General features: G+C 63.1%; 13 protein-coding genes. 8 read left to right on the forward strand and 5 right to left on the reverse strand.

Annotation, left to right across the window (positions count from 1 at the left end):
* The 3 genes from MLGJGCBP_RS07515 to MLGJGCBP_RS07525 form a co-directional block, all read right to left on the reverse strand.
* On the reverse strand, nt 1-2,012 hold a 2,012-nt coding region (locus MLGJGCBP_RS07515), incomplete at its 3' end, for a cutinase family protein (protein ID WP_236580965.1).
* 193 nt (nt 2,013-2,205) lie between these two features.
* On the reverse strand, nt 2,206-2,469 hold the full coding sequence (locus tag MLGJGCBP_RS07520) for a hypothetical protein (RefSeq protein WP_012686742.1): 264 nt from the start codon (nt 2,467-2,469) through the stop codon (nt 2,206-2,208).
* Nucleotides 2,469-3,305: a sigma-70 family RNA polymerase sigma factor gene (locus tag MLGJGCBP_RS07525; protein ID WP_012686743.1), complete on the reverse strand. Its 837-nt coding sequence runs from the start codon at nt 3,303-3,305 to the stop codon at nt 2,469-2,471. Before MLGJGCBP_RS07525 ends, MLGJGCBP_RS07520 begins: the two co-directional genes overlap by 1 nt.
* A 335-nt stretch (nt 3,306-3,640) precedes the next feature.
* Here MLGJGCBP_RS07525 and MLGJGCBP_RS07530 point away from each other — a divergent pair, with 335 nt between their 5' ends.
* The 7 genes from MLGJGCBP_RS07530 (at nt 3,641) to MLGJGCBP_RS07560 (ending at nt 12,649) form a co-directional block, all read left to right on the forward strand.
* A complete protein-coding gene (locus MLGJGCBP_RS07530) occupies nt 3,641-3,904 on the forward strand; it encodes a hypothetical protein (RefSeq protein ID WP_012686744.1) in 264 nt (87 codons plus the stop codon).
* Nucleotides 3,901-5,082, forward strand: a complete 1,182-nt coding sequence (locus MLGJGCBP_RS07535; protein ID WP_012686745.1) for a conjugal transfer protein — start codon at nt 3,901-3,903, stop codon at nt 5,080-5,082. The genes MLGJGCBP_RS07530 and MLGJGCBP_RS07535 overlap by 4 nt, the downstream gene beginning before the upstream one ends.
* Nucleotides 5,083-5,088: 6 nt before the next feature.
* Nucleotides 5,089-5,415 (forward strand): hypothetical protein, encoded by a 327-nt coding sequence (locus MLGJGCBP_RS07540; protein WP_012686746.1) that lies wholly within the window; start codon nt 5,089-5,091, stop codon nt 5,413-5,415.
* 160 nt (nt 5,416-5,575) lie between these two features.
* On the forward strand, nt 5,576-6,196 hold the full coding sequence (locus tag MLGJGCBP_RS07545) for a hypothetical protein (protein WP_012686747.1): 621 nt from the start codon (nt 5,576-5,578) through the stop codon (nt 6,194-6,196).
* Between the two features lie 14 nt (nt 6,197-6,210).
* Nucleotides 6,211-8,721: an ATP-binding protein gene (locus MLGJGCBP_RS07550; RefSeq protein ID WP_012686748.1), complete on the forward strand. Its 2,511-nt coding sequence runs from the start codon at nt 6,211-6,213 to the stop codon at nt 8,719-8,721.
* The gene (locus MLGJGCBP_RS07555; RefSeq protein ID WP_012686749.1) at nt 8,718-10,997 is read left to right on the forward strand and encodes a hypothetical protein; all 2,280 of its coding nucleotides are present in this window, start codon (nt 8,718-8,720) and stop codon (nt 10,995-10,997) included. The genes MLGJGCBP_RS07550 and MLGJGCBP_RS07555 overlap by 4 nt, the downstream gene beginning before the upstream one ends.
* Nucleotides 10,997-12,649 (forward strand): M23 family metallopeptidase, encoded by a 1,653-nt coding sequence (locus MLGJGCBP_RS07560; protein WP_012686750.1) that lies wholly within the window; start codon nt 10,997-10,999, stop codon nt 12,647-12,649. The genes MLGJGCBP_RS07555 and MLGJGCBP_RS07560 overlap by 1 nt, the downstream gene beginning before the upstream one ends.
* Nucleotides 12,650-12,833: 184 nt before the next feature.
* Here the strand turns inward: MLGJGCBP_RS07560 and MLGJGCBP_RS07565 are convergent, their stop codons facing one another.
* Nucleotides 12,834-13,196 (reverse strand): hypothetical protein, encoded by a 363-nt coding sequence (locus tag MLGJGCBP_RS07565; protein ID WP_012686751.1) that lies wholly within the window; start codon nt 13,194-13,196, stop codon nt 12,834-12,836.
* Nucleotides 13,193-13,669, reverse strand: coding sequence for a hypothetical protein (locus MLGJGCBP_RS07570; RefSeq protein ID WP_043827368.1), 477 nt, complete (start codon nt 13,667-13,669; stop codon nt 13,193-13,195). Before MLGJGCBP_RS07570 ends, MLGJGCBP_RS07565 begins: the two co-directional genes overlap by 4 nt.
* Nucleotides 13,670-14,061: 392 nt before the next feature.
* Here MLGJGCBP_RS07570 and MLGJGCBP_RS53155 point away from each other — a divergent pair, with 392 nt between their 5' ends.
* Entirely contained in the window at nt 14,062-14,187 is a 126-nt protein-coding gene (locus MLGJGCBP_RS53155; protein WP_268960729.1) for a hypothetical protein, read from the forward strand.
* The last annotated feature ends 1,205 nt before the right edge of the window (nt 14,188-15,392 follow it).

Consider the following 15,392-nt stretch of genomic DNA (forward strand, 5'->3'; position numbering starts at 1 on the left):
CGCCTCGACGGGGACGCGGCCTCTTGACGATCACCCGCATAACCATACGGTCCCTCGCAGACTTCAATGGAACTCCCCGGGTGGTGCGGTGTGTGGTTGGCACCTTCACCGTCACCGCTCGGGCCACAAGTTCCTGATCGACACGACGAACACGGGGTGGGGACTTTTATCTGGCCACCAGTGGGGACCTCGACCTGGCCACCAGTGGGTACTTTCTCATGGCCACGGACAGCCGTAGTGCCTGATGAATCGACGACGAGCTCCCCGTAGTTCTGGTGAGTTCCGGACCCGATGAATGAGGCGAACTTCACCCCTTCAGCACCGATCTGGGAAAGGGCGTTTGCACCGTCAGAGCCTGCCAGGGCGGTGAGGCTCGAGGCGAGCTTTCCAAGGTCCCCAGCCTGTGACTGCTGCATGATCTGCTGTCCGGTCGTCGTGGACGCCGACACCGAACCGAGCTTGGACGCGTCGGTCTTCTGGCCACCGCTGAGTGTGCCCACCGCGATCTTCGCGAAGTCGAGGATGTGGGGGAGTGCGCCGAGGCCGGCTCCGATGATGTCGCCGGTTTCGATGGCGTGCCAGAGCTGTTTTTGGAGTTCGCCAGCGGTGTTCGCCAGACCAATGATGTCGAGATTCCCGACGACGCCGACGATCATCGAGATGATCTGTGCGGCGCCGGATGGGTCGGGAATCATCGCGATCAGGGCCGCCGCGGTCTTGTAGTCGAGCCCGGCGGCGAGCGTGATGAGTGGCTCGAACAGGACATTGATCCGGTCGAATTCGGCGTGGACAGCCTTGACCTTGGCCATCGGATCGAGACCCGGATCGAGAACAATGTGCGGGATCCGGTTGAACACGATGTCGAGGACTGCAGGGATGTTGTTGGCGAGGTCGAATGCGTTCGTCCCGATGTGCGTGACCTGGTTGATGAGCACGCTCGGCTTGATGATCGAAAGTGCGTCCGCCGCGAGTGACAGACCATCAGCCGGAGTAGCGGCCAAGGGGGAGACCTGAGTGGACAAGGTATCCACCGATGTCTGCAGCTGCTGCACCTGATCCGGCGTGGAGGCATTCTGAACCGTCCGCGCGATGGTGTCCGCGGCCTGAAATGCACTCGTAAGGTCGATGCCTTTGACCTTGTCGACGAGCTGGCCGGCGGCGTATTCGGGAGTCGACGCGTCCGCGGTCTTGAGCGTCTGTTCCACAGCCGGATTCTGGGTAACCCAGCTGGTCGTATCGACCACCGGAACAAGGGTGTTGGCAACATCTGTCGCCGCCGATTCCATGCTCTTCAGGTCCGGAGCGCCGGACTGCAGCTGTTGCTGGAGGGTCTCGATGTTGCCGGCCAATCCCGGAAGATCGACCTTCGAGTAGTCGGACACCAAGGCGTTCTGCAGACCCGCGGTGGTGGGCTGAAATCCATCGCTCTGCTGCGGACCGGAAGCAGTCGGAGGCTGCGCAAGCACCCGTCCAAGTCCGGCGAGCAATCCATCCTTGCCGGCGTTGGTCGAGCAGTAGAGGTCGTCGGGGGCGCAGTACGAACGCGTGACTGCAGCAGTCTTTCCGAACCCGCCCGGCCTGGCCCCCGCGATCCCAACACCGTCGACGGGAGGACCGACGAGAGTGTTGTCGCCATTCGAACTCTGCCGTGGGTCAGCAACAAGACCGACAGCGATCAACTTCTCTGCCGGGATCGGACCCTTGTCGTGGCCGATCAACCACGCCAAGTCGCCGGCCACGTCCGCACCCTGGCTGTAGCCGCCGAGTGCGAACAGAGTGTTCGGGCATTGCGTTGCACGAGTCTGCATCACGCGCGCGCCGGCCGCGATGCCAGATGCCTTACTGATGCCATAGGTCTTGCCCTTGTTGAAGGCGGACGCTTCGTACGCCGGATAGGTGATCTTGATGGAGCTACCGAACAGCTGGGAAAGAGGATCGGTGACCTGCTTGAGCAGACCCTTCGCGACGTCGGGATTGGCGGTCGAGTCCGTCTCGAACGTTCCCGGCATCATCACCACTTCCACTGCCGGGCAGCCCGATGATGCCGGCGCCGCCCCGGCCTGACTTGGCGACACAACCGCGATGAGCGAGGCGAGGAGTGCAGCGAGCAAGGAGGCGACGAGCAGGGCAACCCGGCCGCTGTCGTTGGCGCGACCGTCCTCAGATGATGGTGCGTGAAGGTTTGTCATGAGTGTTCTCTCTTCGTCAGCGATACAGCGCCGGCACGATGACCCGACCGCTGTCGATATGAGTGGTGATGTCGCGGGGCAGAAAGTCAGCGACAGTGAGAGCGACTCTGCTCATCACATGCGAGGACTCGGCGAGCAGTCCGGGACGAGCGATTGCGGGGCGGGTGAGTGCAGCATCGAATCCTCGCGTCGCTTCGAGGAGCAAGGACGTTTCGGTCAGAAGAAACGCCGCCGCGATGAAGACCATGACGGTGAACAGAGGCGCGAGACTACGGATCATCAGATCACCGCAGTAGTCGTTGCAGTCCGACGACGACCACGTGCAAACCGGGGTCGAGGAGTCGGCGGGTTGGAGGCGACGACACTTTTGCGAATGCGTGTGACCGCGCGGTAGAGCCGCTGGCGAAGCGCTGCCGGAGTCATCCCAATCTCCGCGGCAATCACGGCCAGGTCGCAATCGGTCTGCTCGAGGTATGCCCGCTGAATCAGGGTGCGATCGAGGTCGTTGATGACCTTCTTTTCGACCGCCCAGGAGAGCAGAGCCGGAGCAGAGATATCCGCTTCCGGCTCGTTCTCAGCACTGTCGGACTCGTCCATGACATCGGAGGCGGGGATCTCCTGGGTGAAGGTTTCCTCGCACGTGATCTTCTTCAGCGTGTGCAGGAAGAGCGCCGCGTAGACGTTCTCACCGGAGGGCCTGTAGGTGGCGATCAGTGACATAAACGTGGCCACAGTGGAGGCCGCTCTCTCATCGCACGCGTAATACCGATCGTGCCCACTGACCCGTGCGTGGCGCGTCAGGGAGATGAGCTTGCCGAGCATCAGCTGCAGTAGCGCTCGCCCGGCAAGGGCGCTTCCTTCCTGATGCAGTCTCAGCAGCGCCAGAAGCACACCATCACGATCTCGGCGGTGCGCCGCGGCGAGATCGTTGAGATCCGCGACGTCACGGAGCGCGGCCCGGCTCACCGACCACGTCAAGACTTCGGCGGCGGGGCGAGCGCAGAGGTACATCCACTCGGTGTTCAAGCGGCTGTACAGATTGCTCTGCGCGGTGCTGCGAACCGGCGTTGCCGATGACGCTGTGATGGCGGTGGGTGCGTGGGTGGACGTTTCCACGATCGGTCTCCTCTGGGCGCGGGCGAGGTGGTCTCGCGCCCAGTACAGCAACCGGATATTGCCTCTGACCTGCGTGTTTGTTGTTGCCGGAGGGGCTGTCGTTATTGCCAGGGCGTTGTTGCCGTGAAGGTTCCGGCTGTGCGGCGGTGGGCCAGGGAGTGCCCCTCACGTGCGCTCTTTCGGCTGAGGCAATAACCCCTTGGTGACTGCAGAAAAACTTCAAGAAAGTTTCGCGAACGATGTCACTCAAGCCCCCGGACCCGGATCTTCCTCCAAGTAGAAGCCCACTTTTTCTGTGTGGCGCTCTTCCACACCCCAGTCGCCAGGAGGACCGGATGCACGAGCTCGACAACTCGCTGCAAGCCCAGCTGCACGATCTCGGCTACGTGCACGCCGTCACCGAGGAGATCCGTCGAGTCGCGGCAGCCCTGGCGGTGAACCCTCTCGATGAAGAGGCGAACACTTCGCTGTGGCTGTTGGTGTTCGTCGAAGCGCCAGCCGCGCGCGCCGCGCTGTCGCGGGCGTCCGCATTCGACATCGCGGATTCCGTCCCCGATTGCAGAACGTCCGACCCGACGACAGAAGCCGGCATCCGATGAAAATCGACCTCGCGAAAATCAACAACTTCGGCCGCAGCCCCAAGAGCAAGACCGATCCCGCGACTGAAAATAGCGTCGACTCCGTTGTCGCCGAAGCCGAGGAGTTGGCGCGCGCGGTGCGTGCACAGTGGGGCCTTCGGCAGGTGTGGACCACCCGACTTCTCAAGGCAGGAATCCTTGCCGCACTCGGCGCCGGAATAGTTGCCCTGATCCTCGTCGTCTTCGGATCCTCGCCCACCCCGAACCTCACCGACAACGCCACCAAGGACACCGCAGACGTCGACACAATCGGTCAAGCGAAAGCCGAAGATCTTGCTCGGCAGTTCGTCGTTGCCTGGCTCCAGGCATCGCGTGGGAATGAACAAGAACTCGATCATTTCGTCTCGGGAAGCCCCAGCCTTCCGACCGCGCCGTTGTTTGCCGCGACTGATCCGGCCGTCGCGTCGATCGACTACGAGCAGAAGTCACGGACATACGCGGTGACGATCTCGGTGTCAGTTCGAGCCGCCTCGGACGCGAATGCGGCCACAGTTCGTCGCTACTTTCAGGTGCCGGTTGTGGTCACCGAAGCGGGCGTGAGGGCCGCCGCACTCCCCGCCGAAGTAGCTGAACCGTCGACCTCGATCGACGTCAAGCTCGGCTACAAGTACCGGGTCGCCAACCATCCCATCGCCACGTCCGCGCACGAGTTCCTGTCCGCGATGTTGACCGGCAACGGGGAAGTAGCGCGCTATCTCACGCCGGGGGTTTCGATCGCCCCGATTGTTCCGGCGCCGTATCGCAGAGTGGCAATCACCGATGTCTATTCGTCGGAAGACCTGAGTGCTGCCAGTGCATCGGCACCGCTGCCTGACGGTGATGTTGTGCGCCTCCTGGTGACGGCAGCGCAGAAAGTCGCCGAGGTCGATTCGGTCAGTGGGCAGTACGCGCTGACGATGACCTCCCGCGGCGGCCGGTGGGAGGTCAGCGCAATTGACGCAACGCCGTTGTACCCGCCGGCGGCACCCCGAACACCATCCTCGTCAACGACCGCACCGAGCTCGACCACACCAAGTGCCGGTGCCCCGGAGTCCGCATCGCCTGATTCAGGACAGACCCCCGCACTTTCGGTGCCGACTGCCGGCGACGTGCCGCTTTTTTCCCCGTCAGGAACCGATCCTCATTCATCCGGAAGGTAACCCATCATGTCCATTGCGCTCGCAACCACCGATCCCAACAACGCGGTCCTCGCCGCAGGGCTTTTCGACAAGGCGCAGGAGTTCACCAGCAACGGCAAGCTGCTCCTCCAGTCGGCCGCCGGCTGCCTCGTTTTGTTCTTCCTTCTCAAGAATCTGATGGCCTCATTCACAGTTGCCCGGCTCATCACTTCCGCGCTCATCGGCGGTGCAGCACTGTGGGTCGTCTTCAACATGGACGTCCTGAAGGACTCGACAGGTGAGGAGTTGGAGAGCGCTCCCGCCGTGGTGCACATCGTGGCCGAGCCGATTTCCGGCTTAGACCTTCCCGTGTGATCTCCGCTCGTTCGCACCGGCTGAAAGATGCCTTGCCAGCACTGACCTCGTTGCGCCACCGACCTCTTACAAGGAGGGCTCCCATGTTCGATGTAGCTAGCACTGCGGAAGCGGGTTCGCGGCTTCGCCGGCATGAAGTCACGAGTGGGCCGGTGCTGCGATGAGTGACGATCGCACCACCGGGGAAGTCATCAAGAACTTCACCCGCGCTCGCAAGGTGCCGCAGCTGATCGGGCGTACACCTGACGGAAAGAAGCTGCCGTTCGGTCCCTACACCGTTCCGCAAGCCGTCAGCGGCGCAATCGTCGGTGCGCTCCTGTGGCTCCTGCATCCACTGTGGCTTCGGGACAGCATTTCCTGGAACGTCGGATTCTTCGCCTTCTGGTCACTGGGCACCGTCTTTGTCGTCGGCAAAGTCCGGTTTGCCGGCCGGAGCCCCGCCTCAGTGGCACAGGGAATCTGCGCCGCAGCCTTCGCGCCGGCCGGTGCCAAGATCCAGATCAACGGCCGCCGGGTGACCATCCGGCCACCCCACCTCGTGCGTCCGAGTGGCTACATCACTGCCGACCCCACGGCCGCCGAACTCAGCGCCACGGTCGTCCCGCAGGCCGTGCACATCGCCACCGCCGAGGTCACCGAAACCGCATCGGCGGAACCTGTCGCACCACGACCGCAGACCTCCGCTCCGGTGCCCACACCGGCAAGCGGGCCCACCCATCGCGCCGGCCGATCGAGCGTCAAGGAACTCCTCGCTCTGGCTGCTGCAGGCACCTCCGAGTAGAAAGCACCGCCACTATGGAACAGCCGACACTGTCAATGGCCGCGAACATCCGGTGGACGAAGTCCGGCGTTGTCTGGGCGGACTACGTGCTCACGGGCATCGACTACGGTTACCGCCCCGATGTGGACAAGCGCACTGCTCGTACCCTGCACACGATGCTCGTCCGCGCCCTTCCGGGCGAGTCACTGTTGATGGGCATCGCAGCATCGTTGAGCGCCGAAGCCATCGTTTCCCGAATGACCGAAGGCGTCGATCTCGATGCACACCCGGACTGGGCAACCGAATGCGAAGCGACTCTCGACTCGATCGAGCTATACCGCCCGGGGCAGAGGATCTACTGGCTGAGCATTCCGCTGACCACACCCAAGGTCGTCGATCAGGTCAAGGCCGCCGCTCATTCGGCCTGGACCACACTCTCCGACTACATCGGGCTGCCGCGGACCGCACTTGACGATGACGAGATCCGGGCCCGTGTCCGGCAGGCCAACCGGATCATGGCCGACATCCCCGGTGTCTTCGATCCGCAACCTGCCACTCCCGCTCAGATGGTGTGGCTGTGGCAGCACGCGATGACGCGCGGACTGCATGTCGACCCTGACCTGCCCGACGCAGCCGTGACGCCAGGAGCAAAGTCAGGTGCCGCCCTGACCGCATGCCGGATCGACGAGGGCGCCCAATCGGATCGAGAGAAGGCTTCGGGTTGGCGAGGCAAGGTCCCGACGTTCAGTCGGGTCCTGAAAGTCGACCAGCCGTACGAAATCGTCGACCACCCGGCCTCCTACCAAGTGCTCCTCGCGCTCGCTGACACCCCCGCCGGTGGCGTCTATTTCCCCGGCTCGGAGTTCTTCACCCTCGCTGACGACTTCGGCGATATTGATGTCGATTTCGCCGTACGGCTCAAGGTAACCGCCGGTGCCGATGTCATGCGAGCGAACAAGCGCGCACTCGAGAACCTGAAGGAGCAGTACGAACAGCGGGAAGGAGAGTTGGCCGGCGGCCAAGGTGTTCTCGACCTCGCTGCCGCCGCGTTGACCGAATACACCTCGTTGCTCGAGACGAACCGCGATGAGGTCGAGGTTGCCTGGACGGCGTTGTTCGCGGTAGGAGCTGATTCCGAGGAGCGTGCACTCGCTGATGCGAAGGCATTGGTGAAAGCGTTCGAACAGCAGGAATACAAGGTGGTCGCGCCGGTCGGCTACCAGGAAGACCTGTGGTGGGCGATGTTGCCTGGCGTCCCCACATCGAAGATCGTCCGCGAGTTCGCGCAGATCACCACATCGACGCATTTCGCGGCGTACATGCCGTTCATTCGCAACGAACTCGGCGATGGCAGCGGTCCGCTGTTGGCACTGAACATCACCACCTCTCGGATCGGTGTGGTTCACCACGACGTCGCCGGAAAGTCCCTACGCGACCAGTCCGGATCCTTCGCGGTCACCGGTGAGCTCGGATCGGGCAAGTCGGTCACCATGAAGGTGATCGCCGGCCAGGTCGTCGACTGCGGAGGGCAGGTCATCGGCATCGACCAAAGCGATCTCGGCGAGTACGCCAACTGGGCACGCGCCGTCACCGAAGCAGTCGTGGTCGACCTCGTCGAACCCGAATACAGCATGGATCCACTGAGGATCTTCGAGGCCGGACTCGCAGCAGAAATGGCCCAGTCCGTGTTGTTGACACTGCTCCGGATCCAGCCTTCCTCAGACCTGGGCATCGCATTGGCAAAAGTGATCGAGCCCGAATACCGCGCAGAGCACCCCTACCAGGGTTTGGGCGAGCTGACCGAACACCTCCTGTCCGGTGCTTGCCCGATCGCCCACGCCCAAGATCTCGGCGAAGCAATGAACGTCTACGCCCGCCGCACCTACGCGGCGGCACTGTTCGGCAAAGATCTACCCCCGCTGCCCATTACTGCTCCCGGCATCATTTTCCGCACCCACAAGGTCGACTTACCAACCCAGCTGCAGACCGAGAAACAACACCTCTACGAGAACCTGCCGCTGGAGAAGCGGTTCGGCCACGCGGTGTACACCCTGATCGCGAAGGTCGCCCGCGGACAGTGCTTCGCCGACCCCGACCAGATGGCGTTGTTCCTCGTCGACGAGGCACACCACCTCCTGGGCGCCGACGACGGAGTCGACATCGTCGAGGACTTCGTGCTGCAGGGCCGCAAGTCCTCGGCCGCCGTGGGACTCGGCGACCAGGACTGCGCGTTCGGCACCCCGAAGCTGCGCGGACTGATCAAGACCCGCATCGCGCACCGTCATACAGACGAAACCCTCGCCAAGCGCGCCATTGAATGGCTTGGCCTCGACCCGGACGACTACGGACTGGTCAAGCAATACATGGAGCAGACAGCTCCGGTAACCGGAAAAGACAAGTACGTCGAACCTCACCGCCGCGGTGAAGGTTACATGCGCGATGGCAGCGGAAACGTCGGCCGTATCAAGACGCTGCTGCCTGCAACCGAGTCTCGCCGAATTGCAGTGTCGACCACTCCGAAGGACAACAAGCTGGTGAAAGCATGACCGCGGCCGCGGCGTCCTCCCGTGAACGGGAGGTGGTCGGCGGCCCCGAACCCCGGGAGTATTTCAGTGTCCGCGCCGCGGCCAAACGCTCACTGCTGTGGCTTGTCACCGCATGGATTCCGCAATCCTGGCTGACCGCACTGATACACCTGACCCGTCCAGTAACCCGCTGGCTGTGGGCACGCTGGTGGAGCCGGCTACTCATCCGCCTCATCGCCGGCTGGCACGCGGCCGGCGCCCTCTTGATGATCGTGGCCACCCCGGCTCTCGCCGATCCCGCCGGCGGCGGCGGTGCGAGCCCGTTCTTCGCCTGGATGAATCTGAAAGATTCGCACGGCATCGACGCGTGGAGCTATTTCCTGTCCATCGACAAAGGCAACGCCTCAGTGGGCGGCGGCTGGCGCATGATCTGGGCGTACATCATCACCCTCGAATACGAGGTCTTCCGCTTCCTGATGGCAACGGCCATCTGGTTCATCACCTGGGTGCTCTCGTTCGAATGGCTCGACCTGATCCTCACACCCGTGCGCACCATCGCCGACTCGGTCACCACCATCACCGACCAGTTCGCGCTGACCCCGCTGATGCTCACAGTCGCCGGACTCAGCGTCGCCATCTGGATCATCCGCGGCCGATTCTCCACCGGAATCTACGAGCTCCTCATGTCCTGCGTCATCGCGGCCGCGGCCGCGGGCGTTCTCTCGAACCCGGTCGATCGCGTCCTCGGGGACAACGGACTGGTGCTGTCGGCGCGAGATGCCGGCCTGGAAGTCGCCTCCGGGCTCGCCAACGGCGGTGATACCAGCGGAAACCCGCAGACCGAGATCGAAACGATCGAATCGAAACTCATCGACACGTTCATCCGCCAACCAACGCAACTGATCAACTTCGGAGTCGTTCTCGATGCCCCGGAAAACAACGGGAAATGCGTCAAAGAGTTCGACGCCGCGTACCTCGCGAAGCCCAAGGAGCCAGGACTTGCAGACAAAGCGCAGGACGTCGTCTCCGAGATCGCCCCTGGGGCAGGCGTAGCCCTTGACCTGATCAATCCCGACGCGAAACCGGAAGACCGCGTCAAAGATGCCATCGCCAAATGTGAGGGGGAGGACGGGCCGATGAAGGCCTATGCCGACAACCCCGGTCCCGGACAAGCGATGGGCCTGTTTTTCCTGATCTTCGCCGGCGCACTCCTCATGGCCTTCGCGATCTACCTCGCCGGCCGATTGATCATCGCCGCAGGTGTCTCGATCGGCAATGCCATCAAATCGATACCAGGAGTCGTCCTCGCCATCGCACCCTCGATGCGCGGGCAGTTCTGGCGGACCATCGCCAACGTCGCAATGGCGTTGCTGCAGATGATCTTCGCCATCGTCTTCCTCGTGGGATACGTCATGGTCGTCGAGGATCTCTTCGCTGCAGACGAATCGAACCTGATCCGCACGGTGTTCTTCGTCGACATCTTCCTGGTCACCGCACTTCTCCTCTTCCGCCGAGCGGTCAAGGGAATGAAGCGAATGTCGGACAACCTGGCAACAATTCTGACTAAACGGCCCAACGTCGCACCGACCGCCATTAGTCGCTCAACGCCCACCACAGCGCGCGACATTGCTGCGATGGCCGCCAACGGACGCCACATGTACCAGGGCGGAAAGGCCGTGGTGAAGGGGGCAGGAGCACTAGCGAAGAAGTCCGGCACTGCCGCGGCAACGACCGGAAAAGTCGCAGCCGGAGCCACGTCGACCGCAGCAACCGGCGGGGCAGCTGCAGTGCTGGTTGCCGGACGGGTCCTCTCCTCGACGGCGAAGCGAGCGAAGAACAAGGTCGACTCGATCGCCGATCCCGACAGCTACCCGAAGTCCACCTCAGGCACGGTCGGTGCCCAGACCAGTCGTGGAACCGCGGCTACGAACGCTGCTGCCGACGCTGTCCGGAGTCGACTGTCGAAAACGGCGGTGTCGGACAAGGCCGGCATCAAGCACCCCATCGGGGTCGCCCCGTCGTTGCCGGTCGCCAACCCTGGCCAGGTCCGCGCCTCGGCCACCACGACCAGTAGCCCTGACGGTCGCCGATTCCGCGAATTCACCACCACATCTGGGGCGCCGGTGATGTTGCCGACTACACCGAGCCGCACCCCGCGACCAGCCAGACCCGCCTCTCCTGAAACAGGGGTCCCCAACGGTGCAGGGTCGAAGACTGCTCAGCTGCTCGCTGCCGCCGCGCAGTCCGGATCCGCGCCGGTAGTCACGCCGAGCGCACTGGCTCACCGAGCTCGCTGATGGCGCTCCTCGACACACCACCGTCGACCCCGGACGCACAGGAAGGCAGCTCGAAAAAGTGGTGGTGGCTGCTCGCCGGAATACCCGCCTTCGCCATGGTCATCATGATGGCTCCGATACTGGTCATCCTCGCGACGACCGGTAGTGACACGAACTGCGGTCAACCTGTGCCAGACGCCGGGGGCGGCAGCCTCATGGGACTCAAGCCCGGATCCCTCGCGGTCCCGATGGCCGAAGGCACCTACACAATCAGCTCACCCTTCGGTATGCGCGAGACAGGCATGCACGACGGCCAGGACTACGCAGCACCACTGGACACCCCGTTCTACGCCGCCGGTGACGGCGAAGTCATCGCCGCCGAGCCCGCCGCCGGCTACGGACACTGGATTCGGATCCGGCACACCATCGAGGGCCAGATCGTCGAATCCCTGTACGGGCACATGCAGGCGTCCGGGGTCCTCGTCCACACCGGAGACAAGGTCACAGCGGGCCAACTGATCGGCAAGGTGGGCAGCGAAGGACAGTCGAGTGGACCGCATCTTCACTTCGGCGTCTACCCCGGAGGCTGGTCACTGGGCGGGGGAGTAGATCCCATTCCGTGGCTCAAACAACAAGGAACCATCTCGCCCACTCGAGGACCAGCAGAGCTGGTCGCACATACCGATTCCACCGGTGGAGATCTGCCACCGCTGCCCGCCGACAAAGGCAGCGAAGCGCAGATGCAGGTCGACTCGATCCGCGTCATGCGCACAATCGCGGCGGCCTTCCCCGAGATCACTACCATCGGCGGTTGGCGCCCCACGGACGACGTCGCCCAGGACCACCCCGCCGGGCGCGCGGTCGACATCATGATTCCCGACTCCGCGAGCGCCCAAGGGAAGGCACTCGGCGACAAGATCGCCCTGTACCTCCAACAGAACAAAGCGGCCCTCAGCGTCGAGTACGTGATCTGGCAACAGCGCTACTGGGACGGCACCGGTGACTGGTCGCTGATGGAGGACCGTCACGGCTACACCGCAAACCACTTCGACCACGTACACGTCACACTCGAGGGCGGCGGGATGCCGACCGCCGACTCCCACTACGGCAGCGCTCCGGGCGGTACGACCACCACGGAGCCGTGCCCGCCAGAGGTCGGTGATCAGACCAGGTTCGCCCCTGGCAGCATCCCGCCGCAATACACCAACGCAGTCTCGGCTGCTGGGTCTCTGTGCCCAGAGGTGAGCCCGGTTCTGGTTGCCGGCATCGTTCAACAAGAGTCCGGGTTCAACGAAAAGGCGGTCAGCAAGGGCGATGGCGTAAACCAGGGCGGCGCCGAAGGAATGAGTCAGTTCATGCCGGAGACCTGGAAGGCTTTCGGTACGGATTCCGGTCTAGATCGAAGCGGAAAAGCGGAACCACCGAACGCTGCCGACCCGTTCAATCCGTATGACGCGATCGCCTCGGAAGGGCGCTATCTCTGCCACATCGCCGACTACCTTCGACCGCATCACGACAGTGGAGCCGTCAAGGGCGACTTCACCGATCTGATCATCGCCGCCTACAACGGCGGGGAGGGTGCCGTCGTCACTTACGGCGGGATTCCGCCATTCGGCCAGACCCAGGCATACGTGCCGGCCGTGCGTGAGCACATGAAGAAGTTGACAGCCTGACACCCGCCAGGACGTTATTGCCACACCGAGATCGTGCGCAAATGCCACCCACCGCCCACGCCGACCTACGTCGACTGCACCACTGACCTACAGGTTCCCGCAGGCCAGGACCGTTAATGGGCCTCCGGTTTGGGGCAGGGTCGCGCCCCACCGCTCGGCGTGCTCGCAGCGACCGTATTGAGCCTTACTCGGTTTCCTTCGGATGCCCAGGCTCGCATCGCTCGAGTAGAACTCGGCCGGCGTTCTTCGCGCCTTTAGGCGCCGGATCGACGAAGAACCAGATCCGCCCACCGTCGGTCACCTTGTACTGGTACCGAGCGTAGGTTCGCCCTTGGTACGTCCCGTAGGCGTAGTCGCCCTTGAGCTGATACAGCCGCGATGTCTCCACTATCGGTTCTCGGGTGAGTGTGTCCCATGCATCGACCGTGGCGTTGCGTGCGGTCGCCAGCAGATCGGTCCAGCCCTTCGCGGCGTCACGCGTGGCGAACACGAGATGCCATTCGACACGTTTGATCGGACGAGGGACCGGGCCATCCTTCTTGCTCACGCGCCGAGATCCGGGGCTTCGACCACCTCGGGTTCATCGAGATACTCCAAGTCGGAGCCATCAGCTGTCAACCGAGGGTCGGCGTACGCCTCCGCCGTGGCCTTCCATGCTTCGAGCAGGATCGCGAGTCGATCGAAGCGGGCCACAGCGATGCAGGCACGCGCCGTGGCCTGGAACTCGGCGACGAACTCCGCGTGCAAGGCCGCAGGGAGTAACCCGATCCACGGCAGTGTCACGGCCAGGCGGGTGGCGACACGATCGAGCGCCGCCTCATCGAGGGAGGCAGCGAAAAGCTGCCCGACGACGCCGAGGGCGCTCAACTCCGCGCGGCTCGCCGACTCCTGGGTCAACCGCAGAGCTGGAGCATTCCGGCGAGTCAGAACCACCTCACCGCTGTCCTCGAGGACGCCAAGGACATCCTTGGGTGACCTCAAAAATTCGGAGAATGTGGCCGTAGTAGTCGACTTGCTCATACACACCATTACATCAGAACTAGTTCAGATATTCCAGGTGCCGTTGATCACGTAGCCTCCTCCGAGCATGCCTCCGCGCCCTAAGAGAGTCACCGTTGGCAAATTCTTCGGCCGCAGCGTCTCGGCGTCCAAGCCGCATGTGGCGTCGGTGTTCCTGCCCGACTTCCTGCCCTACTTCGACACCGAGGCGACCGCACACGTGGGGATCGAGCGGTCCGGGCGATCCGAATCCTTTCGTCGTCGCCGGACAGGCTGAACTTGTGCCCGACCAACGGGGCGCTCATCTGCGCTGGGTGCAACTTACCGTCCGCATCGCCGGCAGTGTTCTCGTCGGCATCGGCTACCGCATCGTTGTGGACGCCCACCCTGACATGATCAGTCGATAGAGCGCGGTGGCACTGCTCGTTCGAAGTACGTTGCCGCCGAAGACGAAGGATATTGCGCACTGTCCTGACCGCACCGAGTTGGTCGGCTTCGGCGCGGCCAAGGCTCAGGAGCTCGGTGTCGAAATCGACTGACACACCCTTCTCACGACTCTCCCGGGGAGTGAACGGCCGACCTGTTAGTTGAGAGGAGCACCACGGATAAGCCCGTAAGTCAAGCAGTCTTGATGTTGGGACGGCATTGGGACGGTGTTGGGACGGTGTTGGGACGGGTTCTTGATCGGAGTGCGAGACCAGGGAGATCGGCAGCGTGGGCCACAGTACGGGGACGTAGCCGAGGCTGAAGGAACGATCAAGACGCGTGAGAGAGGTTATTGCCTGAGCGGAATAATTCCCGTACGCGGGGGATTCGCTCCGATCCATGCTCTCTTCGTTGCGCTGATCGGAGCGTAACCAACGTGTCAAGGGGTGGTGGTGTAAATCGGGGATTTGTCCTGGCTGTCGGTTCTCGGTCGATCTGGCGCGTTTCTCACATAGGTGGCGCGGCGTTGGCGCAGTTTCTCGCCCGGGTGGCGCATGCCTCGGTGCTGGGAGAGATTGCGCAGTTGAGCCGTGCCGATGACGAGTTCGAGGCGGTGTTCGTCTCCGGGTCCGGGGTGGAGCGTCGGGTGCCGTGGCGGTGGTTGCCGGGAGGTGGTCGACGAACTGGAACGGCCGGTGAGGTCGTTCCTATCGGTTCTCAGCTGATCTGGCGGGAGTTCTCACACATGTGGCGAGGCTCCTCATCCGAAGTGGCGGAAGCGGTGGAACCGCAGTTCCACGTGTTGCAGTCGCGCCGATTCGGGTGCCTCTGTCCCCAGAATCCGCCAGATCGCGTGAGAAGGGGTTGATGACGACATGACCGCGACAAGTGGCGCACCGCAGCTCACGGCAGGGCGCCACCGCCAGATCGCTCAAGAACCGACACTGGCTCAATGAAGGTGGCGGAGGATCACTGAATCTGGCGAGTCGTGTCGGCTATCTGGCGGACGGCTCAGTGGAGCTGGGAGAGTTGGCCGGGCGAGATCACCCAGTATCACCTGGTGTAGCTGCGAATCGGCGAAACCTTCATCTCCATACTTATTTCCGTACTCGCCAAATTCAATGAGTCGCTCATCAAGGCAACGACGCACCGAGCCTGGCGAACCGCTGGTCAGGTCCGCCAGATTCATTGAGTCAGGACAGGATTTGTCCTGACTCAGTGCATCTGATGATGCCGACTCGTGTAGCTTCTCGTTGAAGAGTTCGGATTCTCATTGAAAGTTCGTGCGTCGTTCGGATTCGAATGATTGCTGAGAATC

Origin of the sequence: Rhodococcus sp. T7, assembly GCF_009872365.1 — a bacterium.
Lineage (GTDB): Bacteria > Actinomycetota > Actinomycetes > Mycobacteriales > Mycobacteriaceae > Rhodococcus_F.